The sequence below is a fragment of the Eubacterium sp. AF22-8LB genome, assembly GCF_003458715.1.
Taxonomy (GTDB): Bacteria; Bacillota_I; Bacilli_A; order Erysipelotrichales; family Erysipelotrichaceae; genus Holdemanella.
Genome location: NZ_QRVI01000002.1, coordinates 72,189 through 96,991, shown reverse-complemented (window position 1 = coordinate 96,991; position 24,803 = coordinate 72,189). Strand labels below are relative to the sequence as shown.

The 24,803-nt window shown below is 33.7% G+C and carries 26 protein-coding genes, 2 tRNA genes and 1 pseudogene; 12 read left to right on the top strand and 17 right to left on the bottom strand.

Annotated elements, in window-relative coordinates; all coding sequences use genetic code 11:
- Positions 1 to 127: 127 nt before the first annotated feature.
- From DWY01_RS01415 to DWY01_RS01355, 13 genes and pseudogenes are all read right to left on the bottom strand, one after another.
- Positions 128 to 379: pseudogene (locus tag DWY01_RS01415) on the bottom strand (ATPase); the annotation flags it as partial.
- Between the two features lie 195 nt (positions 380 to 574).
- Complete coding sequence (locus tag DWY01_RS01410; protein ID WP_117992556.1) at positions 575 to 997, bottom strand: hypothetical protein; 423 nt, start codon at positions 995 to 997, stop codon at positions 575 to 577.
- Positions 998 to 1,075: 78 nt separating this feature from the next.
- The gene (locus tag DWY01_RS01405; protein ID WP_220412688.1) at positions 1,076 to 2,149 is read right to left on the bottom strand and encodes a YhcG family protein; all 1,074 of its coding nucleotides are present in this window, start codon (positions 2,147 to 2,149) and stop codon (positions 1,076 to 1,078) included.
- 150 nt (positions 2,150 to 2,299) lie between these two features.
- A complete protein-coding gene (locus DWY01_RS01400; RefSeq protein ID WP_117992555.1) occupies positions 2,300 to 3,049 on the bottom strand; it encodes a class B sortase in 750 nt (249 codons plus the stop codon).
- A gap of 5 nt (positions 3,050 to 3,054) precedes the next feature.
- Positions 3,055 to 6,072 carry a SpaA isopeptide-forming pilin-related protein gene (locus DWY01_RS01395; RefSeq protein WP_117992554.1) on the bottom strand — a complete coding sequence of 1,006 codons (3,018 nt, stop codon included), beginning with the start codon at positions 6,070 to 6,072 and terminating at the stop codon, positions 3,055 to 3,057.
- Between the two features lie 366 nt (positions 6,073 to 6,438).
- Positions 6,439 to 7,122 (bottom strand): hypothetical protein, encoded by a 684-nt coding sequence (locus DWY01_RS01390; RefSeq protein ID WP_117992553.1) that lies wholly within the window; start codon positions 7,120 to 7,122, stop codon positions 6,439 to 6,441.
- A 260-nt stretch (positions 7,123 to 7,382) separates the two neighbouring features.
- Positions 7,383 to 8,351 carry a ParB/RepB/Spo0J family partition protein gene (locus DWY01_RS01385; RefSeq protein WP_199519820.1) on the bottom strand — a complete coding sequence of 323 codons (969 nt, stop codon included), beginning with the start codon at positions 8,349 to 8,351 and terminating at the stop codon, positions 7,383 to 7,385.
- A gap of 15 nt (positions 8,352 to 8,366) precedes the next feature.
- Positions 8,367 to 8,576, bottom strand: coding sequence for a Lar family restriction alleviation protein (locus DWY01_RS01380; protein WP_117992551.1), 210 nt, complete (start codon positions 8,574 to 8,576; stop codon positions 8,367 to 8,369).
- A complete protein-coding gene (locus DWY01_RS01375; protein ID WP_117925434.1) occupies positions 8,569 to 8,874 on the bottom strand; it encodes a single-stranded DNA-binding protein in 306 nt (101 codons plus the stop codon). Before DWY01_RS01375 ends, DWY01_RS01380 begins: the two co-directional genes overlap by 8 nt.
- Before the next feature lie 13 nt (positions 8,875 to 8,887).
- A complete protein-coding gene (locus tag DWY01_RS01370) occupies positions 8,888 to 9,706 on the bottom strand; it encodes a ParA family protein (protein ID WP_117992550.1) in 819 nt (272 codons plus the stop codon).
- 316 nt (positions 9,707 to 10,022) lie between these two features.
- Positions 10,023 to 10,098: transfer RNA gene (locus DWY01_RS01365), tRNA-Arg, on the bottom strand.
- Positions 10,099 to 10,311: 213 nt separating this feature from the next.
- A complete protein-coding gene (locus DWY01_RS01360; RefSeq protein WP_117992549.1) occupies positions 10,312 to 10,938 on the bottom strand; it encodes an HAD family phosphatase in 627 nt (208 codons plus the stop codon).
- Positions 10,939 to 10,950: 12 nt separating this feature from the next.
- Positions 10,951 to 11,027: transfer RNA gene (locus DWY01_RS01355), tRNA-Arg, on the bottom strand.
- 94 nt (positions 11,028 to 11,121) lie between these two features.
- On the opposite strand from DWY01_RS01355, the gene uraA reads away from it, so the two are divergent.
- On the top strand, positions 11,122 to 12,375 hold the full coding sequence (gene uraA, locus DWY01_RS01350) for a uracil permease (RefSeq protein ID WP_117992548.1): 1,254 nt from the start codon (positions 11,122 to 11,124) through the stop codon (positions 12,373 to 12,375).
- 35 nt (positions 12,376 to 12,410) lie between these two features.
- Here the strand turns inward: uraA and DWY01_RS01345 are convergent, their stop codons facing one another.
- A complete protein-coding gene (locus tag DWY01_RS01345; protein WP_117992547.1) occupies positions 12,411 to 12,956 on the bottom strand; it encodes a DJ-1/PfpI family protein in 546 nt (181 codons plus the stop codon).
- Positions 12,957 to 13,019: 63 nt separating this feature from the next.
- Here DWY01_RS01345 and DWY01_RS01340 point away from each other — a divergent pair, with 63 nt between their 5' ends.
- From DWY01_RS01340 to metA, 4 genes are all read left to right on the top strand, one after another.
- Positions 13,020 to 13,541: a DUF308 domain-containing protein gene (locus tag DWY01_RS01340; protein ID WP_117992546.1), complete on the top strand. Its 522-nt coding sequence runs from the start codon at positions 13,020 to 13,022 to the stop codon at positions 13,539 to 13,541.
- Between the two features lie 81 nt (positions 13,542 to 13,622).
- Positions 13,623 to 14,051 (top strand): Rrf2 family transcriptional regulator, encoded by a 429-nt coding sequence (locus tag DWY01_RS01335; protein ID WP_117992545.1) that lies wholly within the window; start codon positions 13,623 to 13,625, stop codon positions 14,049 to 14,051.
- Between the two features lie 65 nt (positions 14,052 to 14,116).
- The gene (locus DWY01_RS01330) at positions 14,117 to 15,394 is read left to right on the top strand and encodes an O-acetylhomoserine aminocarboxypropyltransferase/cysteine synthase family protein (protein ID WP_117992544.1); all 1,278 of its coding nucleotides are present in this window, start codon (positions 14,117 to 14,119) and stop codon (positions 15,392 to 15,394) included.
- Positions 15,395 to 15,473: 79 nt separating this feature from the next.
- Positions 15,474 to 16,454 carry a homoserine O-succinyltransferase gene (gene metA / locus DWY01_RS01325; protein WP_117992543.1) on the top strand — a complete coding sequence of 327 codons (981 nt, stop codon included), beginning with the start codon at positions 15,474 to 15,476 and terminating at the stop codon, positions 16,452 to 16,454.
- Between the two features lie 21 nt (positions 16,455 to 16,475).
- Here metA and cysK read toward each other — a convergent pair whose 3' ends face one another.
- Positions 16,476 to 17,405, bottom strand: a complete 930-nt coding sequence (gene cysK / locus DWY01_RS01320) for a cysteine synthase A (RefSeq protein ID WP_117992542.1) — start codon at positions 17,403 to 17,405, stop codon at positions 16,476 to 16,478.
- A 162-nt stretch (positions 17,406 to 17,567) separates the two neighbouring features.
- Positions 17,568 to 17,981, bottom strand: coding sequence for a hypothetical protein (locus DWY01_RS01315; RefSeq protein WP_117992541.1), 414 nt, complete (start codon positions 17,979 to 17,981; stop codon positions 17,568 to 17,570).
- Positions 17,982 to 18,014: 33 nt separating this feature from the next.
- Between DWY01_RS01315 and DWY01_RS01310 the strand changes: the two genes are divergently transcribed.
- From DWY01_RS01310 to DWY01_RS01300, 3 genes are all read left to right on the top strand, one after another.
- Positions 18,015 to 18,983, top strand: coding sequence for a serine/threonine-protein kinase (locus DWY01_RS01310; RefSeq protein WP_117992540.1), 969 nt, complete (start codon positions 18,015 to 18,017; stop codon positions 18,981 to 18,983).
- Positions 18,984 to 19,089: 106 nt separating this feature from the next.
- Positions 19,090 to 19,347, top strand: coding sequence for an Ltp family lipoprotein (locus DWY01_RS11855; protein ID WP_199519823.1), 258 nt, complete (start codon positions 19,090 to 19,092; stop codon positions 19,345 to 19,347).
- Positions 19,348 to 19,446: 99 nt separating this feature from the next.
- Complete coding sequence (locus tag DWY01_RS01300) at positions 19,447 to 19,890, top strand: alpha/beta family hydrolase (protein WP_117992539.1); 444 nt, start codon at positions 19,447 to 19,449, stop codon at positions 19,888 to 19,890.
- Here the strand turns inward: DWY01_RS01300 and DWY01_RS01295 are convergent.
- Positions 19,885 to 20,493 carry an HD domain-containing protein gene (locus DWY01_RS01295; protein ID WP_117992538.1) on the bottom strand — a complete coding sequence of 203 codons (609 nt, stop codon included), beginning with the start codon at positions 20,491 to 20,493 and terminating at the stop codon, positions 19,885 to 19,887. The two genes, DWY01_RS01300 and DWY01_RS01295, sit on opposite strands and share 6 nt — an antisense overlap.
- An 82-nt stretch (positions 20,494 to 20,575) precedes the next feature.
- Between DWY01_RS01295 and aroB the strand changes: the two genes are divergently transcribed.
- From aroB to DWY01_RS01275, 4 genes are read left to right on the top strand one after another with little or no spacing between them, the layout of a single operon-like run.
- Positions 20,576 to 21,589 (top strand): 3-dehydroquinate synthase, encoded by a 1,014-nt coding sequence (gene aroB / locus DWY01_RS01290; protein WP_117992537.1) that lies wholly within the window; start codon positions 20,576 to 20,578, stop codon positions 21,587 to 21,589.
- The gene (aroC, locus tag DWY01_RS01285) at positions 21,579 to 22,688 is read left to right on the top strand and encodes a chorismate synthase (protein ID WP_117992536.1); all 1,110 of its coding nucleotides are present in this window, start codon (positions 21,579 to 21,581) and stop codon (positions 22,686 to 22,688) included. Before aroB ends, aroC begins: the two co-directional genes overlap by 11 nt.
- Positions 22,685 to 23,947 carry a 3-phosphoshikimate 1-carboxyvinyltransferase gene (gene aroA / locus DWY01_RS01280; RefSeq protein WP_117992535.1) on the top strand — a complete coding sequence of 421 codons (1,263 nt, stop codon included), beginning with the start codon at positions 22,685 to 22,687 and terminating at the stop codon, positions 23,945 to 23,947. Before aroC ends, aroA begins: the two co-directional genes overlap by 4 nt.
- A complete protein-coding gene (locus tag DWY01_RS01275; protein WP_117992534.1) occupies positions 23,944 to 24,798 on the top strand; it encodes a prephenate dehydrogenase in 855 nt (284 codons plus the stop codon). Before aroA ends, DWY01_RS01275 begins: the two co-directional genes overlap by 4 nt.
- Positions 24,799 to 24,803 lie beyond the last annotated feature (5 nt).

The window sequence follows — 24,803 nt, the reverse complement described above, 5'->3', positions numbered from 1 at the left end:
AATGCTCTGTACTGATTTTTAGGCACCTAATTATTTTCAGTTAAGTAACACTGTAGATTTAACTCATACAATAAAGTCATCCAGACATTGTCTGGACAGTACCCATTATGCTTTTAAAAACGAATCGTTATTCTTCTCTAAGCCATCTGCAAAGATCAATAACTTGAATACCTTGATAATCATATGTTTCATGACGTGTTCTTGCAATGATCAACTTAGGGTATGCATCTTTTATCGCACGTAATGGTGTGTATTCTCTTTCAAATGTTTTTTCATCCGAAACATTATCACTTACTTGAATATATATTTGTGTATCACGTTTCTTGGCAACAAAGTCGATTTCTTTTTTATACAGTTTGCCAACATATACCTCATATCCTATTCCCACTTTTTAAAAATTATTAAATTTTCGGTAATAGAATGATCCTTTTAATTTCTAATAGTGTGAACATCATGTTGCTCACTTGATTAAAGAAAAGCACTAGCTGAAGTGCTAATGCTTATCGAATCTCAGGTAAACCTAAACTGTTAATTGCTTTTATAATGATAGACCAGGTTGTTTCATCACAAATATCTAAATCATCATAGTTTTCATTCCATTCTTTAATGTAGGATATATATTATGGATAAACTTCTTATATTCCTTTTCAGTTAAATCAATACTTGTTTCGCATTCTAAAGTACCAATAGAATCTGAATAAGAATCAACAAACCAATCTTTAATCTTTTTTACAACAATCTTTTGATATCCTTCATAAAAACCACCCATTTCAGATTCAACTGAAGTAGTAGAAGTTTCATCAATAGGTAAAAATAAATAACAAACATCTTTATGACAATGAAAACAATATCGACTTGAAGGTGGCATCGTTTTACCACGTACCAAATAAATTTTATGATCATCTATATCTTTTTGAAGTTGAGTAATCATTGTTGGAATTCTATAGACAATTTTTGCCGTTTCATGACCATAATGAGAACAGCAAATTCTTGTCAATGCTATCTTTTCTTTCCTTAAATAAACTGGAATTTTACTATCTCTTAATTATCTTTTTCATGCAAACACAATCGTTCGTCAAATTCCCATATCCTCCATCTCTTTTAAAATAAATTCTTGTAATTTCTTTTTGTCAGGCAAATGCAACATATACGTTGAGACAAACAATTGATTGTCCATTCCTGATAGTGCATATTCTACCATCTCTGAACCTTTATCCGTACACAACAAAATACCTACAGGAGGATTATCTCCTTCTGCCATCTCGTTTTTCTTATAATATCCTACATAAGCATTTAATTGTCCTAAATCTTCATGTTTAAATTCATCGTTTTTCAACTCAATAATTACATTGCAATGCAGTAATCTATTATAGAATACTAAATCGATAAAATAATATTTATCATCAATTACAATTCGCTTTTGTCTTGCTTCAAAACAAAATCCTTCTCCTAATTCAAGCATAAACTCTTGTAAATGGTCCATAAGAGCTTGTTCCAAATCAGATTCCGAAACAGCTTCCTTTGCGTCAAGTCCTAAAAACTCAAATGTAAAAGGATCTTTAATTGTAATCATTGTTATATTACAATTATCTTCCGATGACTGTATAAGAAGTTCAGGTTTTTTGCTTATTCCGGCCCTTACATATAAATTTGTCTTTATTTGCCTTCTTAATTCTCTTACACTCCAATTACATTTAATGCATTCTGTTTCATAAAAAAATCTTTCAAATGCATCATCAATTACCATTATTTCTCGAATATGTGAAAATGAAAGATTATTCACTAATACATCTGGTTTAGTTATGAATTGGTGCGACGCTGTCGCACTTTTTCCAAAATCTGGCAAACTGAATTGGCGCGACACTGTCGCACCAATTTGAGGATATAATATATAGAACTGACGACACCATTTAAACAAAGTAGAATTCATTCCTTTTTCAGCTATCTGTTCCTCAAGTGTTTTTAATAAGCGGGTGCCATACTTAGCTCTATCGCTTCCCCTTTGTTCATATTCTACAATATAGTATCCTATAGCCCAATTTCTAAGCGTCATCAATTGATTTACCGCACTTCTAGCAGCGTTTCCAGCTTTTAAATTAATATTTTTTATGCTGTCTGCTAACATTTCAAATTTAATATTATCTGCCACAGCTAATCTCCTCCATATATTCCTTGTATGAGTTCTTCACATTACACAATTTAACTTAAGAAAACCCAATGTTGTATCTATTTCTTGACTAACATTTCAGTTCTGGAAATTCCGATTTATCTGTCTAAATAATATCACACTCCGTAGTTTTTAAACATATTCTGTATCAACCAATTTAGCTAGAATTACAATTCTCTTATTGTTACCTCTTGTATCACAAGTAACCAATGTCATTAATCGATCTTCTTTATTCACTGAAACACCAGTTTTATACAATCCCCTATTAATGGAGTCTGATATAAATGCATTAAATGAATTTGTTGAATCCCATTCTGTTTGTGTGAATTCTAAAGAGTCATTTAAATCATTCAAATCAATATTCATTACTCCAAAAATCTGATATATTCTTGTTTCATCTTCAGTAATGAATTTAAATGTATCATGCTTTTTATAATAGTTCTGATCTGTATAACTCATTAAAGGAGTAAAAATAATGTTATCCCATTTACTAGAATGACCATAGATTACAACATTTTTTGAATCTATATTTCCATCCGCTGATACAAATGGAATACCTGCATTCGCATACTGCTTATCAATATTTCGTCTAACATAATAATCATTATCTGGAGCTTGTACAATCGGCTCATAAATAATTCGATCATCAAATTCTAAAATACCAACAACATCTTTATTTGTTTTTTTCAACAAAGATAAAGAAAGCTCCTTTTCAGAAGCTTCCTCATTCTCTTTATTTGATTCTTTTTTAGTCGTTTTTGTTTCTACATAATAATCCGAATATTCATAAGATTTCTTTGCAGTAACTTGATTGTAGATAACTCCACCAATCAATCCCACTACAACTAGTGCAACTGCTATTTTTATTTTTTTATGTTTCATACTATTTATACCCCTGTATTTGGAACAACGATACGTGCGTTTTCAAAATAATAAATAATTGTATCAGTTTCCTCATCCGCCTCTACTTTATAAGCTTTAGATTTATCAGCTAATTGATAAGAAGTTGGAGCTTTGATTTCCTTAAATTCATATTCATGACCATAAATCGCATCAGAAAGCACTGCTTTACCGTCTTTAATGACATGTTTAGTGAATTTGTCATCTCCAACTTTTCTAGAATAATATGTTCCATCATCAATATCTAAAATGATTTGCTTATTCTCATCTGTTTTAACTGTCTTGATAATTTTAGAGAAGTCTTCTTTTTTAGAGATTTCATACTCTTCATCTTTTTCTTCTCCAGTAATCATCAATTGTCCAGAAGCTAATGTAGTAACGTATTTATCTAATGTTTTATCGTAGACTTCAAAAATGGCTCCATTTAAGAAATGATCATGAGGATCTTTATCCACTTTATTGACATCCAATTCTAAACGACGTTTTTCATTATAAAGATCCATTGAAACTGATACAGTAGGTTTAGTTGTATCTTCATCATAATCGAAAGTAAAGTCATGCTTTTCTTCATCCAATTTGAAGCCTACATTTGTTTCCAATTCCTTAACATAATATTCGCCTGTTGGAAGATCCAACTGTTCAATGTTCTTACCATCTTCATCAATCGTTAATGTTCCAACCAATCCATCTGCAGGAATAATCACTTTGTCATTTAAAGTAATATCATTTTTAGAATATACACCAAAGACAACATCTTTATATGCATCCTTATCTTCATCTTCAAATGTTTTAGTAATCTGCAAATCTAATTTCTGTCTTTCATTTACATAAGATTGTTTGATTTCAACTACATCAATCATCTGACCTGCATATTCAATATCAAAATCATATGTGTTTCCATCTAACACGAAACCAGTTTGTGTTGCTGTTTCTTTAATAGAATACTTACCTAATTGAAGTAAAGCTGAAGTTGTTACACCATCCCCTGTTGTAAATGTATCAACTACATCTCCTTTGTGGAACCACACAGTTCCTTCTGGAGTTACAATATCTTCACGTGCTGTAATTTCATAAGTGACACCAGATAAGTATTGTTCTTTGTATTCAGGAGTATACAAAGTTCCATAATCTGTTTCAGATTCTTTTGCTCCTGACAACATTTCACCACTCTTTTCCACATAGACCTGGCCTTTTTGTGTTTTATTGTCAAAATTCATAAAGATTTCTGTACTAGAACCATCCACATTGATTGGGATTTCTGTATCTTTTAATACATAGCCATGAGGTGCTTTGATCTCCACCAATTTATATTCACCATATTTTAATGGAGAAGGTAAATGTACAGATCCATCTTCATCCGTTTTAAATACATCTGTAGTTTCTTTTTTTGGATACGTTACTTCCTGTGTTACATAATTACCATCTGCATCTTTGATTTTAAATTCGACTCCAGCTGCCGGAATGCGTTTTCCAGTTTCACTGTCCGTTTTGTAGATAGTTAATTCTGCTTTGATTGTATCATTATAGATGTTATAGAAATATGTCTTCTCATTTTGATCAATCTTTACTTCAAAAGGTTTTAAAGTATCATAGCCTTTTGTTTCGTGTTCTTTAACGATATAAGTTCCATATGGAAGATACTCACTAATAGCTCGACCATCTTCATCCGTAGTCAATGTTGATACGACTTTGCCTGTCGATTTTAAAATAATATCAAATTTAAATCCTTCACCAGGCTTTTGAACATTGCTTTGGAATAATCCATATTTCTCTTTATCAATCGTTTTCGCAATTTCAATACGACCCTTAACTACTTGATCTTTAACAGTTGTATAGAATGTACTAGGTGTGTTATCACCTGAATATTTGAGTTCTACTGTATTACAAGAACTATTAGTTAAATATCCTTCAGGAGAAGTAACCTCACATACATTCAAAGTTGTTCCCACTGGATATTTTTTAGATTTAGCTTTTGAACCATTTGTCGTAATTGTTTCAAGTACATTTCCACTTGTATCTTTAATCGCAAATGTAGCTCCATTGAATGTAGCATCTCCTTGAGTCTTAGTACCTGTTTGAGAATCCTGTTTTTCAACTTCAATATCTGCATACATCAAATCGAAATTTAATTTAAAGTTTGGAGAAGGATCTCGCCTCGATGCTAAATAAATGACTCTTTGATAGCCAGCTGATCCATAAATGACATTCACATCTCGTGCTGTAAAGTTACGTGAAAAAGTAATACTCTTATCATAATTTTCAGATGTGATAGCTACTGTAAGATTGTTTCCATTTACAGAAGCACGAATCCCATTTGAATTTGTGATTGAGTAATTTGATAAAGTACCCTTCGTATCCGTTAATGTCACCGGTGTATTTAATCCCATTTTAATCGTTTGATTATTGAATGATGGTCTACCTTGAGGCTGAGTACGTAAATTGTTGATGACTGCTACCTCATTTGAAATATCATACACTGTTGTTCCATCTGTATAGTAAGGCTGATACCATGTTCCAGTCACTGCCTGCCAAATCATAACCTGAGTTGCGACATAGTATTTTTCTGTTTGATGACCAGAATAGCTGTATCCATAATAATTGATTTCCCAGATATTCTGACGCGTTTGTTCAGATAACTCATCCCATTTTGCAGTATCCTGATGATAATCCAAGCCTTCTGTAAAAAGCTGCATAGGTTCAATACAGAATACTGTCTTATCCCCAACATACAATTGCTGTACATAATCAAATCCATACTGATTGGCAATATGGATCATTGCATAAATACTGCCTGTTCCTGTTGTATCCGTTAATGAGATTCCATCAGACTGCGGCATCAATTCCGGAAATACATCTTCTGCATTTCCAAGTTCTACAATTGTATCTAAATCATTTTCATCTGTAGTCGTTTCTTCAGCATGTACCGGTAGAGTATTCATCAATGAATTGAGAATAACTAATGCTGTTAGGAAGAATTTACTACCTTTCTTTAATATGTTTTTCATATTCTTTTTCCTTTCCTTTAGGTTGTTGCAACAAAAAAAGCGAGAATTTTTCCTCGCTAAAATAATGTATTTCATTTAGATTAATTTTTTTATATCAAGTGATAAATATCTTTATGATAATAAGATAATATTTCTTCATTTCCATTGTTTAAATGAAATATTATTCATTCAATACTCTCCTTCTAAAATTAAAAAGCGATTACTCGCCTTTTAAGATGTTTAGCAGTTTTCTCTGCACTGGAACAAATTCTAGGTCTTTGTTCCGACCAATGGCATGGGTTTATAGTCTCCATACCGACTCTTCAGTTATAATATATCGTTTTTACTAATAAGATACAAATTAAATGATTTTTCTCATAGACTTTTTTATTGAATCAAACTTCCGTTGCTCCAAAGGTTCAATCCGTAATAGGCAATACTATGATTATTTCGATATACAGGCTGCACTGAGTAATTTGTTATTTCAGCATTTCCAATGTACATCACATCATTCAAATAGTATTCACCTGCTGATTCTGCTTCAGACATAGAACCATACGTTGCATAATAGAAGTTACTATCTAGGATCACATCACAGGAAACATTTTGATCAACTCCTTGTGGACATGCATAACTTGGTTGTACTGTTTCTGGTGCAGGTGTTGGTTCAACAACAGTTTCTTCTTTTGAGGTGGTTTGTTGCACTGAATCATTCGTAGTTGAAGAATTGTTATTACCAGAATCAATTACTTTTGTATCAGATTTCTCACTACTCTTTGAAGTATCGTTACTTTGAGTATCTTGTTTTTTTGTGCCAGAAGAAACGCCCTCTTTTTTTAAATCATTTTTATTGGTTGTATTTTCTTCCTTAACCTGAATTTCATCAGTCTTTGAATCCTCTTTGTCAACATCTTCATGTTTACTAACTTTAAATTTCTTCTTTTCAACACTCGTTGTTTCCTTAGAAGACTTTTCCACAGTAGGAACAGAAACATCTTGATTTGATTTAAATGCTACTCCTGCTCCAATCATCATCACAATACTAACCACTGAAATAATTAACTTCTTCATTTGATTTACCTCCATTTGTATTTCTTAATAACATCTCTTTACTTAAAAATACTCAATATAAATTTTATTTACCAACATACAAATATTTATTCTTAATAGATAACAAACATTTTTTCTTTTTCGGTAGGTAATAAAATTCTTTCGGTAGGTAGGAGGGGTTTTAGGGGAGGTAAAAGTCACACCTCACCACGCAAAGACAAACTGCCCCTCCAACAGTTTGGAACAATCACAAGTACGAACAAAGCAATTTCCACATTCAATTATCGCTCTTGTTCTCGTGATTTTTTCTTTGCCCAGTTTTCCAGCAAGTGGATCATCAAATCCTTCTTCTTGCCTGGTGTGTAATCCTTGGGAAAATATTTATCAATTTCCTTCATTTGAAAAGATAGTTTCTCTCTCTGATTTGGTTTTTCCTCAGAAAGCGTATCTTCAATAAAGTCTGCAGTAAGCTCACCATCATGACTTAATCTCTTGAATTCCTGACATTGAGCTAATGATGGAGTTCTTTGATTTTCAATGATTGCATTTACCAAATCAAATTGTTCCGATTCCGTTAAATATGACAACTCAACGGCGGGATTAAATGCAATTTTTATCTCATTCTCATTTCGTCCATCCACCATTTCCTGCAATGGTTCAACAAGGTAGGTTAATCGAATAAATCTTTGAATCTGTTTTCTACTTTCACCAACATTATCTGCCAGTATATCAATGGACTTGTGGCCAACTTGACCACAAGTTGTCTTCTTATATTCAACACCTAATTCGTCATCTGGAATTTCTTCAATTCGTTTTCCTTGATGTTTCATAGCTTCTAAGCGCATCTTATAGGCATAACCTCTTTCGCTAGGATAAATGTTTTCACGCTGAATATTTGAATCTACCATCAGAATTGTTGCCTGGTCATCATCCAAATCTCGTATGATAACATTCATTTCGGTTCTTCCTAGCTGTGACATGGCAAATTTACGCCTGTGACCAGATATCATTTCATAAGTTCCATCTGGTTTAGGTCTTACAAGTGCAGGCATCAGCATATCGTTTTCTTTGATTGAATCAATCAGCTTCGCCATATCTTCATCCATAGTTACATGAAATGGATGTCCTTCAAAATCTTTAATTTTGTTTATAGGGATTGTCATTACCTTTTCGGTATTGGCTTCCTGTCTTTCTTCTTCTGTAGAAAATAAGGAGTCATAGCTTGGCAATCCTAAGTCTAATTTTGGCAAGTTTGCCACCTCCTTTTAAAATAAAGTGAGTTGTATATTCTTTTTTAATACATGATGATTCCATTCTTCAATCGCTTGATCTGATGTTGGCTCAGTTTTCGTTCTTTTAGAGCATAACGTACAGATAACATACTGACCATAATATCCATTGATTTTTTTACTGTCCCAATCAATGACTAAATGAGCGGTTGAATGACAAAATGGACATCGTTTGATTCTAGGCATCCAGCAATCTAAAAGATTCTACAACCACATTTGTGGAATAATTCTTTTTACCATTTTTCTCATATGAGTTTGTTCGGATATTTCCTTCAATGTGATAAGCTGTATCCTTTTCTCCTTTTCTACAGATGGCATTCGCTATTTCTCCAAATGCGATACAGTTAATATAATCTGAATATGAATTAATACCGTCTCTTGTACAGATTAAACAAAACTTCACAAAAGAATTGCCCTTATCATTTTTAGTAACTTCAATATCTCTTGAGAGTTTTCCATTCAATAAAACATAATTGTTTGTCATTTACATTTTTCTCCTATCTATTTAATTCTTCTTTGTGCTTTACTTTTTGATTGTTGATCAATTCCTTTGTAAGATTCGAATAAGCTAAAGCTACTTTAGAATCTTTGGCATACGCATAAATACTCTTACCGGAAATACTTGCTTCACTCGCTTTCGTTGCTTTTGGAATGATTGTATCAAACACACGAATATTCTTTCCAAAGCTTTCTCGAATGGTTTCAATCGTACTCTTTGTTAGATTCGTATTTAGATCCGCAAGTGTCATCACAATACCGGTGATTTTTAGATTACTGTTAATCTTACGTTGAACTTTTCCAACTGTCTGTAATAACTTAGTCATTCCCTTTGCCGGAAGATACTGCGTCTGTACTGGTATCAGTACTTCATCAGCAGCTGATAAAGCATTTACAGTTAACATTCCTAAAGATGGTGGACAATCAATAAAGATGTAATCATATTGATTTCTCAATGGCTCAATACAATTACTTAAAGTCTGTTCTCTGTTGATTACACTCACTAGACGCATTTCAAAATCAGCTAATTCAATATTTGCCGGAATTAAATCCACATGTTCTTCATGATGTAAAATCAACGATTCATAATTAATATCATTGTCATTGATATAATCATCAAGCATAGATGAAACGGAGTGTTCCAATGAATCATTGTTTTTCCATCCCAGACAGCTTGTAAGATCGCCCTGGGGATCAAAATCCACAATCAATACATTGCATCCATTCCGAGCCAAACCAATGGCCACATTCTCTGTAGTTGTAGTTTTGCCGACACCACCTTTTTGATTTGTGACTGCGATTACTTTACATTTTGGCATAATAAAAACTCCTTTCTCATATACCAGGATTTCCTGGCTATGTAAAAGGAGTTTGCTCATATTGTCCTGTTTTATGTTTCTAATACGCTTATGTTTGGCCACTCATCAAGTGTTCTTAAAAGATGCACATTAGCTGAGAGCCTGTTATTATTAGCTGAAAATAGTCAAAATGTTTGAATCAAGCTATTTTCTATTTTCTGAGAAACCAGTAAAATTCGTCCGATTTCTGATAAGAAAAAAGCGACAAAATCAACAGACTCTATCGCTTAGTTGCATGGGTTACAAAGTATTGAAAACCCTTTGTTTAATAAATAAATGGTGCCCCCGAAAGGAGTCGAACCTTCGACCTGCGGTTTAGGAAACCGACGCTCTATCCACTGAGCTACGGAGGCATATTTTCTATTCAATTTTTACATTTTTTTGTCACTCAATCTTAACTCTTAGGAGGCGAACCCTCTATCCTACTGAGGTACTGAGACGTATTTAATTTTCACGGAGCAATTTTCAAATTTATTTCATAAATCGCTTCCAAAAGGGGATTGCTCCACCTGACCCTTAGGAGGCGAATGCTCTATCCAACTGAGCTACTGGGACACATCATGATTTTAACACAATTCTGTAAAATCAACGATTGTTTTTACATGGTTTTCTTCAAACACCTTTTGATTATTTGGATTCACTAAACCAATACACTCAATATTTAATGATCGAGCTGTATTGATCGCATACATCGAATCCTCAAATACGATTGCACTTTCTGCACTTGTATTTAAATCCTTCAATACATACTCATAAATATCCACTTCTCTTTTTGACATCTTTAAATCATCCGCTGAATATACATTTTCCATATATTCCAACATGCCAAGTCGATCTAATACTTTTTCAGATAATACCCTTGTGTTTGATGTTAATACAGCCATTTTTTTATTTTCTGAGGCACACTTTTTAATGAAATCCAAAGCACCCCTCTTTGCCTCAATATGATACGCATATTGATTCAAGATATCTTCATTTACTTCATTGAACATCCAAGCCTCATCTTGTTTAGTATGAAATCTTTCTTTGATGTACGTTAAAACTTCCGAAAATTTCATTGTAAAAAAGATTTGACGAGCCTCTTCCATACTCATATACAAATCCATCTTTTTAAATAAATGAATGATGGCATCTTCCCATACATGCATCGATTCAATTAATGTGTCGTCTAAATCAAAAAGTATTGTTTCCATGTTTCACCTATATGGCGCGCCTGACAGGGCTCGAACCTGCAACCGCCAGAATCGGAATCTGATACTCTATCCAGTTGAGCTACAGGCGCATTACTTGATAATTATAGCCTAAATTGGTTTCATAATCCATTAAAATGTGGTATAAAAGTTAATGGACAAAATTTTAGGAGGAGAAAATTTTTCATGGCAAAACGAATTATTCAAGTTGAAGAAAAGGTACCTGCAAATCTGCTGATACCATTAAGTATTCAACACATGTTCGCAATGTTTGGAGCCAGTGTATTAGTACCATTCTTATTCGGTATTAACCCAGCTATCGTACTATTCATGAATGGTATCGGAACATTGTTGTTTATTTTTATCACAAAAGGAAAAGCACCAGCCTATTTAGGAAGTAGCTTCGCCTTCATTGCTCCCGCAAATATCATTATCGCAAAATTCGGTTATCCATACGCATGCGGTGGATTCGTTGCGGTAGGTTTTTGTGGATGTTTGTTGGCAATGATCATCAAGAAATTTGGAACAAAATGGATTGATATCGTACTACCATCTGCCGCAATGGGACCCGTTGTTGCATTAATCGGTCTTGAACTATCTTCATCGGCTGCAAGTACAGCTGGAATTCTAGGTGATAACATCGACCCTAAAAACGTGATTGTTTTTGCGGTTACACTTGGTATGGCTGTAATTGGAAGTGTATGCTTCAAAAAATTCTTAAGCGTAATTCCAATCTTGATTGCCGTAGTTACAGGATACTTAACTGCTGTTGCCGTAGGTATTGTAGACTTTACTCCAGTCCTTCAGGCAAGTTTTATCTCAATTCCAAACTTCCAAGCACCAAAATTCAGTATTGACGCCATTCTAATGATGCTTCCCGTATTATTAGTCATCGCATCGGAACACATTGGTCACCAAATCGTTACAGGTGAAGTTGTTGGAAGAAACTTAATCGAAGATCCAGGACTACACCGCTCTTTATTCGCAGATAATTTCTCAACAATGATTTCAGGTTTAATTGGATCTGTTCCAACTACAACTTATGGAGAAAACATTGGAGTTATGGCGATTACAGGCGTATATAGCGTACAAGTTATTGCCGGAGCAGCCATCCTATCCATCATCTGTTCATTCATTGGTCCATTATCTGCATTGATTCAAACAATTCCAAATCCAGTTATCGGTGGAATCAGTTTCTTACTATACGGTATGATTGGTACAAGTGGATTAAGAATTCTAGTAGATCAAAAAGTAGATTATGGAAAAAGTGTAAACATGATTTTAACATCCGTTGTGTTCGTTGTTGGACTTAGTGGAGTAACAATTCACTTAGGAAATATTTCCTTATCAGGAATGGTACTTGCTTGTATCACAGGAATGATCATGTCTTTACTATTCTATATCTTTGAAAAATTCCATTTATTAAACGAAGAAGAATAAAATAAAAATTGTCATCATTCGCGATGACAATTTTTTTAGTGCTTTGCATCATAATAAATCGATGCTTTTACTTTATCCGTATGCTCTTTACCACAAAGCTTTTCTAGAATCGCAAACGCAAACTCAATACTTGCAGCTGCACTTACACCCGTAATGATATTCCCATCGGTAACGGCATATTCATATTGGTATTCCCCACCAAAATCTTCATCCATATCTTTAAAACAAGTATATTTCTTACCCTTTAAGATACCCTCATGACCCAAAATCGTTGGAGAAGCACAAATAGCTGCCAACACTTTATTTTCGGCAAACTCATGAGCTAATTTTAATACTTCTTCATTCTTTTCTAGTTTTTGATAATGTGGACCACCAGGTAAAACTAAACAATCCACATCGCTAAAGTCATATGTGTTCATTGGAAACACACTCGAATAGGTTACACCAAAACGACCTGTAACCTGTTCTTCGTTGTTGACACCAATCATATCCACATCCAATCCACCACGTCTAAGTAAGGCAATCGGACCCATCGCTTCTAATTCTTCAAAACCATTTTCTAATAACACTGCTACTTTCATGTTTGTCACCTCTTTAGATTTAGTATACAACAGACTATAATAATTGTGAAAGGTTGTGATTATATGAAAGAAACAAAAACAGAAGCCATATCATCGGCAATTCTATGCATTTTATCTGGCTTAGTCTTATGCATATTTAACGTCTCCATATTAACAACAATTACACGAATTATTGGATGTATCTTTTTAGTCATTGCGATTCTATTTCTTTATACATATTTCAAGAAAAGAAATAGTACAACACTAACAACTCTTGTATTAGGCTTATTTCTATTGTCTGTAGGCCTATATATGAGTTTTGATCCAAAAAAATTCATTAGTATCGTACCTATGCTTGTAGGAATTCTATTGATTATCAATTCCCTATCTCATTTTCAAAAAGTATTACTCTTAAAAGATAATGGTTTTGAACAATGGAAAGTCAATCTTGCAGGAGCTATATTCATTCTAGTCATTGGCATTGTGTTACTTATGAAACCCATTCAATCCTTAGACTTTATTTTCTCTTTAACTGGATCTTTCCTAGTACTAAATGGAATCCTTATCTTTTTGGATCAATATTTTCTACATAAAACGAATTCATAGGTATTTTTTATCTCTTTGCTAGAAAACCTAGTAAATATATATTATTATAGTAGTATAGGATAACGAAAAGGGGAATATATAATGAAAATATCAACGAAAGGACGTTATGCGCTTCGTTTACTTATTGATTTAGCACAGCATAATGATTCAGGGTTTATCACACTAAAGGACATTGCCGAAAGACAAAATATCTCCAAAAAATATTTAGAACAAATCGTACCCATTCTTACCAAAAGCCAAATGGTTCAATCCAATCGTGGTTTTCAAGGTGGATACAAACTTTCTAAAAGTCCAGAACAAATCTGTGTATATGATGTACTTGTCGCAACCGAAGGAAATTTATCTTGCGTTGCCTGTCTAGATTCACAGGTGAATTCTTGTCCAAGAAAAGAAGATTGTACAACACTTTATATTTATGAAGGATTAAATCAAGTGATTGAAACTTATCTAAAAGGAATCACACTCCAAGACATTTTAAATCATGAACAAAGCTTTGATTATGTAATCTAAGCTTTTCTTTTACTTTTTTTAAAGATAATATTACAATAATGGATAGGAAATGAGGTAAATTTATTATGAAAACTGAAACAAAATGTTTACATGCCGGTTATGAACCAAAAAACGGCGAGCCTAGAGAAGTACCAATTTATCAAAGTACAACTTTTAAATATGATTCAAGTCTTCAAATGGGAAGATTATTCGATTTAGAAGACAGTGGATATTTCTATTCACGCCTTCAAAACCCAACAAACGATATTGTCGCAAGTAAGATTGCTGCTTTAGAAGGTGGTATTGCCGCTATGTTAACATCAAGTGGACAAGCTGCCAACTTCTTTGCGGTATTCAACATCTGTGAAGCTGGAGATCACTTAATTGCATCAAGTGCCATCTATGGTGGAACATACAACCTATTTGGTGTGACAATGAAGAAAATGGGTATCGACTGTACATTTGTTGATCCAGAAATTAGTGAAGAAGATCTTCAAAAAGAATTCAAACCAAACACAAAATGTGTCTTTGGAGAAACCATCACAAATCCAACAGTACGTATTTTCGATATTGAAAAATTCGCAAAAGTTGCACACGAAAATGGCGTTCCATTAATCATCGACAATACATTTGCCACACCAATTATGTGTCAACCAATCCAATGGGGAGCAGACATTGTCACCCACTCAACTACTAAATACATGGATGGACATGCATCTTGTGTAGGTGGTGCAATTGTGGATAGTGGTAACTTCAACTGGCTAGAACACGCTGAAAAATATCCAGGACTAACTACACCAGATGAATCTTATCATGGCATTGTATACGCTGAAAAATTCGGTAAATTAGCATATATCACAAAGGCTACAAGCCAATTGATGCGTGATTTAGGATCAATCCAAGCTCCACAAAACGCATATTACTTAAATCTAGGATTAGAATCATTAGCTGTACGTATGAAGGCACATTGCGCAAATGCACTAGCTGTAGCCAAATACTTAGAAGCCAATGAAGATGTTGCATGGGTTAAATATGCAGATCTTGAAAGTGACCCACATCATGAATTAGCTAAAAAATATTGTCCAAATGGAACTTGTGGTGTATTGTCATTTGGATTAAAAGCCGATCGTGATCAAACTGAAAAGTTCATGGACAGCTTAAAATTAGCTTCTATCGTAACCCATGTTGCCGACGCAAAAACTTGTCTATTACACCCAGCAAGTCATACACACCGTCAAATGAGTGAAGAACAATTGAAAGAAGCTGGTGTTGCTCCAGACTTAATTCGTTTCTCTGTAGGTCTTGAAGATGTACAAGACATCATCAACGATTTACAACAAGCACTAGATGCCATGAAAGCTTAGTATTTTTACAGAATGGAATTTTCCATTCTGTTTTTTTCGCGTATAATAGTAGATATACAAAAAAAGGAGTTGTTTATATATGCCAATCAACATACCCGACGCATTACCCGCAAAAGACATATTAGAAAGCGAAAAAATCTTTGCGATTGAAGATAAAAGTGCACATCGGCAAAGAATTCGACCATTAAAAATTGTGATTTTAAATCTAATGCCCAAAAAAATAGAAACGGAAACCCAAATCTTACGATTGATTTCTAAAAGTGCATTACAGGTCGACATTGATTTTATGATGGTAAAAAACCATGTTTCTAAAAATACAAGTCAGGATCATTTAGTAAAATTTTATACATACTTTGAAAATTTAAAAACGAATTGTTACGACGGAATGATTATTACAGGAGCTCCTGTAGAACATCTAGAATATGAAGATGTCGATTATTGGAATGAGCTTGAAGAAATCATGGAATGGTCTAAAACACATGTCTATTCCACATTACATATTTGTTGGGGAGCCCAAGCCGGACTGTATTATCATTATGGAGTTCAAAAGCATATCTTGCCAGAAAAAGTATTTGGCATCTTTCCAGAACAATTAGTCGATGAATATGACTTTTTAACCAATGGCTTTGATGAAATCCACTATACACCTCATTCAAGACATACAGCAATTGATGAGGAAGCTGTTAAGAAAGTAAAATGCTTATCTATTCTATCTAAAAATGATGAAATTGGATCAAACATCATTGTCACAAAGGACTATCGACAAATCTTTATTCTAGGACATTTGGAATATAGTAAAGAGACATTAAAAGAAGAATATTTCAGGGATTTAAAAGCCAACAAACCAATTCATATCCCATTCAATTATTTTCCAGATGATGATCCAAAAAAAGAACCTATCTTAAAATGGAGAAGTCACGCTAACTTGTTATACCGCAACTGGCTAAACTATGTATATCAATTGACACCATTTGAAATTGAAGAAATTGGAAAAATAAAAGAACCCATTGGTACGGGTTCTAGAGAAGATCATGGCTATGCCAAGACATTTACGAAGTAATTTTTTACTTCGTATTTTTTATTATTCCGCAAACATTGGAGTAGATAAATAACGCTCACCTGTATCTGGTAATAATACCACAATTGTTTTCCCTTTGTTTTCGGGACGTTTTGCGATTTGAATAGCCGCATATGTAGCAGCACCACTTGAAATACCTACTAACATACCTTCATTATGTGCAATCAAACGACCTGTTTCATAAGCCTGTTCATTTGTGACTGTAAATACTTCATCGTATACGCTTGTATCCAAAGTGTTTGGAACAAAGCCAGCACCAATACCTTGAATACCATGAGGACCTGCATGACCTTGGGACAATACTGGACTTGTTGCAGGTTCAACCGCAACCACTTTCACATTCGGATTTTTATCCTTCAAATATTTACCTGTACCACTTACAGTACCACCCGTTCCAACACCGGCAACAAAAATATCAACTTTTCCTTCTGTATCCTTCCAAATTTCAGGACCCGTAGATTCGTAATGAGCTTGAGGGTTTGATGGATTTTCAAATTGACTTGGAATAAAACTATTTGGTGTGGCGGCTGCCAATTCCTGAGCCTTCGCGATAGCGCCCTTCATACCAGCCTTACCATCTGTTAAAACAACTTTTGCGCCATACGCCTTCAATAAGTTACGACGCTCCACACTCATTGTTTCTGGCATTGTCATAATTGCCTTATAACCCTTAGCTGCTGCAACAGATGCAATACCAATACCTGTATTTCCACTTGTTGGTTCAATCAATGTAGCACCCGGTTTAATTTTCCCTGCTTTTTCAGCATCTTCAATCATTTTCTTTGCGATACGATCCTTTACACTTCCTGCTGGATTAAAAAATTCTACTTTCGCAACTACACTAGCGTCTAAACCTTCTTTTTCTTCAATATGTGTTAATTCTACTAATGGTGTATTTCCAATTAAATCTGAAATGGCTTTATATACTGTCATTTTCTTTTCCTCCTGTTGAACAAATTCAATATTATTCATTTAAACAGCTACAACATCGCTTCATAATCAGTACCTCCGGTTACTATTCCTAGTAACTTTATAGGCATTATAGGAGTTTGACTTCCCCTTGTCAACAAAAAAGTGATAGAAATTTATCTATCACTAATCCAACAATTCTAACCCGTACTCCATCAAACACTCATTGGTTTCATACACACTCTTATGATTTTCAATACAATATATCAATAGTGCATCTCTTTTTACTTTTGGATACAACATGCCATTATTCGATAGCGACAATAAGTTATTTGTCATACGCAAATCCAATCCTAAGCCTAAACTTAATTGAATCACCTTATCTTTATTAGGAACCTTTGAGCCATCAAAGATTTGATACCCATAATTCCTTTGAATCGTTGTCTTCGATAAAACTTGCGCCTTAGACATATGCTTAATTTCAATGATATGGTTTAAATACTCTGAAAAAGTTAAATCACCTAGACTTTCCATTAAAGTACTTAATCCATCACTCTTTGTTTCTTGAATTGTTTTTAATAATTGATTTGTCTCTGCCATAATACTTATAATATACACAAGAAAGAGCAATTTATGAAGACTTTACAAATAATTAAACAAGATAATGATAAAACCATTTCATTAATTGAACATGAAACAACGCACACTAAATATATCCAGAAAGAATTAAATTATTATGATAAAATTCTTTATCAAACACTTCAAAAGATAAAGAATCCATACTTACCTAAAATATTTGTGGTCCAAGAAAATGACAATCAATTAACTCTATTAGAAGAATACATAGAAGGAAACACCTTGGATCAACAAATTCTTTCAAAAGAAGATGTAAGAAATATTATGCATCAACTATGTGAGTGCTTAGATACATTACACAAGTTGAATCCACCTATTATCCATCGTGACATAAAACCAGAAAATATTATCTATCACAATAATAAGGTGACTCTACTTGATTTTGGGATTGCACGTTTTTTAGATTCAAGAAAAAGTAAAGATACCCTTATTTTAGGAAGTGTTGGTTATGCAGCACCTGAACAATTTGGTTTTCAACAATCCAATCCACAAACAGATATTTATGCATTGGGCAAATTAATGAATTACTTATTGAATGGTTCTTTAGAGCATCAAAACAATATTCCTTTTGATTTAAAACAAATCATTTTAAAGGCAACACAATTGGATTATAAAAACCGCTATAAATCTGTGAAAGAGATGGATTTAGCTATCCAACAAAAACAAGTTATAATTCCAGCTATTAATAACGATACATTCAAATCCAAGATGATTAGTCTTGCCTGGATTGCATTTATGTTTATGGTGACAGTGGATATGCAACCTGGTGACCCAATTAAAAATAGTACAATCAATAAAATCAGTTGTTTTACCTTCATGTATTTTGGCTTATTCCTTTACTACAACAAGAATCTGTTTCACAAGCATTTTACAAAAATACCTTGGTTTATTTTATACTTTATTATCTACTTTATATTCACAATTATAAACATTGAATTTTTCGTATGGATTGATTCCCTAATTTAAATGTATGCTCGTGGCATACCAAACCTCTTTATATTTTTCTTATACTAAAGAAAAAGAATAAGGAGTATATTTTAAAAAGGGTTTAAAAGTATTTTTAGGGGCCGTTATTGTCTTATCGGCTGTCGCATGTTCAACAACGAGTAATGAAGAGACAAAGACTAAAGAAACAAAAGAAAAAATAGTAGAAACAAAGGAAGATACAAGTGTTCCAAAAGAGTATCGTAATGCACTGCATAAAGCTGAAAATTACAATAAAATGATGCACATGTCCAAACAAAGAATCTATGATCAATTGACTTCTGAATATGGAGAAAAGTTTGATGCAGAAGCTACACAATATGCGATTGATAATTTAGATGAATAATCCTATACTAAAAGCATGAAACTCGCTATATTATTTCCAGGAATTGGATATCACACTGATAAACCATTACTATATTATTCAAAGAAGATATTAAAGAATATGGATTATGAGATCAAAGAAATTCATTTTAAAAACCTAGACTTTGATTTAAATAAATCTAAAGATGAGGCGTATAAACAAGCCAAAAATCAAATTGAAAAAATGGATTTAAGCACATATGATTCCATTCTTCTCATCTCAAAAAGTATAGGTACTTATTGCGCAGCTAAGCTTGCCCATGAATATAAGTTAACTGCCAATATCTATTTCACACCATTAGATTTTACTTTGGAATATCTTCAACAAAAAGATTTAGTCTATTCTGGAACCAAGGATCAGTGGGCTAACTATGATAAAATCGAACAATATTGTATTTATCACTTGATTGAATTTCATAGTATTGTTGATGGAAATCATTCCTTAGAAACAGGAAATATTCAAACCGATATTGAGAATTTAAAACAAATCATGCATCGTGTAGAAACATTTATCCACAGCTTATAAGGCTGTGGATATTTTTAATTGATCTTTTAAACGCTCAAAGTAATCCAATTGAAATTGAATACGATCCAACCACAATGCTTGTGCCGTTGGGGTTGTACACTCATAAGAAGCATATTCATTCAATGTTTGAAGCATTGAATCCACATACTGTATTTGTACATCGAGGGGTTGTTTACTAAATTGTACAGTTTCTAACGTTTCATATAGACGATATGCACCTACACGATCAATATTATCCGCTTCTTGTACACTCAATGTAAACGCATTATATTCCCCATCAAAATCCGCTTTTAAATCTACGTGAATCGCAATGGCATAACATATATTCTGAATACGCTCTTTCGAATAGTCAATCGATTCCAAAAATTCACGCACCATTTTACTAGATACCCTTCCATGATTTTGCCACTCATCTTGTGTTTTAAAAAGTGTACAATAGCTTACATCATGCAACAAACACGCAATCATTAAATCTTCTACATTCAACCCTTCTTTTTCAGCAATTTCCTTTCCAATATTTGCGACACGATATGAATGCGCCAAACGATACGTATCCTTTATTTTCGATTTCAAATAGTCTTGAGCTTTAACTAAGTTTTCCATAAATTTATTATACTATTTCTTTCAGAAATTTTCTGAAAAAGATCCGTGTTCATGGTATGATATACGAAAGGAGTTTTTTATTATGAAGCTAAATGTCGATTTACAAAATCATTCATATCCAATATATATTGAAAGAAACGCAATTCAAAAAGTACATGAATATATTCCTGTATCAAGAAAGATTGCGCTTATCACAGATACAGGTGTACCTGAAAAATGGGTCAATACTGTCAAAGAACAATGTCCAGATTCTTTTGTATGCACAATACCACAAGGAGAGCCATCCAAATGCTTCGACCAATATAAACATCTTTTAGAAGAAATGATTCAACACAACATGTCTCGAAAAGATGCAATTATTGCGGTAGGCGGAGGCGTTGTCGGAGATCTTGCCGGCTTTGTAGCTGCTAGCTATATGCGTGGCATTGATTTCTACAACATCCCTACAACCGTATTAAGCCAAGTTGATTCCAGTGTAGGTGGAAAAGTAGCCATTGATATGGGTTCCTATAAAAATATTGTAGGTGCTTTTTGGCAACCTAAAACCGTTATCATCGATCCAAACGTATTATCAACACTTTCTCTTCGCCAACAACACAACGGTCTTTGTGAAGCCTTAAAAATGGGTTTGATTTTAGATGATCACTTAGTCTCTTTATTTGAACAAGACACATTAGATATCGATGCGATTATTACGCGTTCGATTGAATTAAAGCGTGATGTTGTTCAACAAGATGAAAGAGAAAGTAATCTTAGAAAAATATTAAATTTTGGACATACCATTGGACACGCCATTGAATCCGCATATGGATTAAATACATACCTTCATGGAGAATGTGTTGCGATGGGTATGTTATTCTTTATTGAAGATGAAGCCTTAAAAAATCGCGTATTAAATATATATAAAAAGCTAGATCTACCTCAAGTACCTGACTATGATACTTCCACATTATTAGAATATGTGACTCATGATAAGAAAAGCAGTCATAACACAGTATCTACTATTTTAGTTGAACAATCTGGTTCTTATATCATCAAAGAACTTTCTTTTGAAGAAATACAAGAAATATTAGAAAGAGGCCCGTATGAAAAATAACTTCGGTACAAATATATCTTGGACTTTATTTGGCGAAAGCCATGGTCCAGCCATCGGTATCACATTAGATGGTCTTCCTGCAGGCTTTCAAGTGGATATGGAACAAATCAAAGCTGACATGGATAAGCGTAAGGCAACAGGAAAGATTTCAACACAAAGACATGAAGCGGATGAAGTTCATGTTATTTCTGGAATGTATAATGGCTATACAACAGGAACGGCATTAACGATTATTATTGAAAACCAAAATACTAAATCAAAAGACTATTCTGCTTTTCATGGCAGATTACGTCCTGGACATGCTGATTTTACAGCCTTTGAAAAATACAATGGCTACCAAGACTATCGTGGTGGTGGACACTTTTCTGGAAGACTTACCGCATGCATTGTCGCAGCTGGTAGTATTTGTAGACAGATTCTTAAATCACAGGGTATTGTGATTGGATCTCACATCGAAAACTTATACACCCTTTCGGATATTTCTTTTAGTCAAAACTCGAGTATTCTAGAAAAACAAATTATTGAAGTCAACGAGAAAACATTTGCGGTTATTGACGATCAAATTAAAGATCAAATGATTCAAGAAATCGAAAAAGCCGCCGCTGAAGGTGATTCGTTAGGTGGTATTTTAGAAACCGCAGTTATAGGTCTTCCTGCAGGACTAGGAGAACCTTTCTTTGATTCTGTGGAAAGTATTTTGTCTCACTTAATTTTCTCTGTACCAGCCGTAAAAGGCGTTTCCTTTGGTGAAGGATTTGGCTTTGCGAAACTAAAAGGATCTCAAGCTAATGATGCGTTCCGTTTTAATGATAAAATTGAAACAAAAACCAACAACAATGCCGGAATCAATGGTGGTATCACAAATGGTATGCCGATTTTGATTCACACTTGTATTAAGCCAACACCATCAATTTTTAAAACGCAAGAATCTGTGGATTATCTTTCAAAAGAAAATGTTGATCTACAAATTCAAGGAAGACACGACCCATGCATCTTACATCGTGCAAGAATTGTAGTCGATAGTGTGGTTGCGTTTGGTTTATTAGATTTATATATGTCAAGGCTTGCCATTAAGCCACTTCAGGGGGATTTTGAATGAAAGTAAAAGTAACACCAAGTAAAGTAAGTGGAAACATAAAAATACCTGCATCCAAATCGATGGCGCATAGAGCTTTAATTTGCGCCTCACTTAGTGATGGTACAAGTATTGTTTCTAATGTCACAAACTCAAAGGATATTGAGGCAACCGTTGGCTGCATGAAGGCCTTGGGTGCCAAAATCAAACAATTGGATGAAACTACATATGAAGTAATCGGCACAAATCTCTTTAAACAAGAAGGAAATATTACATGTAATGCCAATGAATCTGGTTCTACTTTGCGTTTCTTGATTCCACTTGCTGCATGTACAAATGCCAAAGTTAAATTTTTAGGTCAAGGAAGATTGCTTCAAAGACCTATGGATGTATATGCGAATGAATTTAAAGAACAAAATATTGAATTTAATCAATCCAATAAAGAAATCATTGTACGTGGAAATCTACAAGCAAAAGACTATGTTGTACAAGGAGATATTTCAAGTCAGTTTATTACCGGCTTCATGTTTGTACTTCCATTATTAAATCAAGATAGTACACTTACAATTACTGAACCTTATGAATCGAAGAGCTATGTAAATTTAACGATTCAAATGCTAGCTAAATTTGGCATTGAAATCATTGAAACTAGTTCAAACTCTTATTTAATCAAAGGAAACCAACACTATAAAGCACAAGATGTTTCTGTAGAAGGAGACTTTTCTCAGCTTGCCTTCTTTGCAGTATTAGGCACTTTAAACAATACTCTTTCGTGTTCCAACATGGACATGTCAAGTAAACAAGGAGACAAGACAATTCTAGATTGTATTCCTAGTTATACAAGTAAAGAGGACACGATCACATTCACCAAAAAACAGCCAATACCACAAACCATTGATTTATCCAACTGTCCAGATTTAGGTCCAATCTTATGTGTCTTGGCCAGTTTCACAAATGGTGAAACAAACATTGTGAATGCAGCTCGTTTACGCATGAAAGAAAGTGATCGCATTGAAGCTATGGAAACTGAACTAAAAAAATGGGGTGTGGATATTACTTCTACATTTGATTCGATTCAAATTCACGGTAAAGAACACTATAAATCAGATAGTACAGTAGAAATCTTTGGACATAACGATCACCGCATTGTTATGGCAATGACCGTTTTTGGATTATGTGCTGATGCAGAATGTATTATTGATGATGCCCAAGCCATCACAAAGAGTTATCCTACTTTCTTTGAAGATATTCAAAGCTTAGGCGGAAAGGTTGAGATTCTATGACAAACATTGCGATTATCGGACTTGGATTAATGGGAGCAAGCTTTGCAAAGAAACTAACACACCTAAACTACAATGTTTATGGTATTGATGTTTCTGAGCAAACAATCGATAAAGCCAAAGAATTAAATATTATTGTAGATGGAAGCACAAATCCCTTAGATGTCATTTCTAAGTGTGATACATTTATTTTCTGTCTATATCCTACTAAGATTCTTCCTTGGATCGAAGTCTATCAGAATGATATTCCTAAACATTCATTATTAATGGACATCAGTGGTGTTAAGACAAATATTGTTAAACCCATTCAAGATGTATTACGCAAAGATCTTGAATTATTGAGTATTCACCCCATGTGTGGTAGAGAATCTCGTGGTATTGAATTTAGTGATGAGTCAATTTTTAAGGGTTCTAACTTTATTCTTGTTCCAACTCAAAAGAATAAAAAGGAAACAATTGAAGCCGTAAAAGACTTAGCTACTAAAATGGAATTTGGTAGAATCTGTACTCTATCTATTGAAGAGCATGATAAAATGATTGGATTCTTATCTCAGTTGACCCATGTCATTGCGGTATCCTTAATGAATACGCATGATAATGCTCATCTTGTTGAATATACAGGAGATAGTTTTAGAGATTTAACGCGTATTGCGAAAATCAATGAAGATTTATGGACTGAACTCTTCATTATGAATAAAGATATCTTATTAGATGAAATCAACCAGTTTATCGATTCAATTTCTCACTTTAGAGATTCTTTAGAACAAGAAGATACACAAGAAATGAAGCGCCTATTCATTCAATCTACAAAGCGTAGAGATAAATTTAATAAAACCGATGCGAAGAAGAGATAATCCTC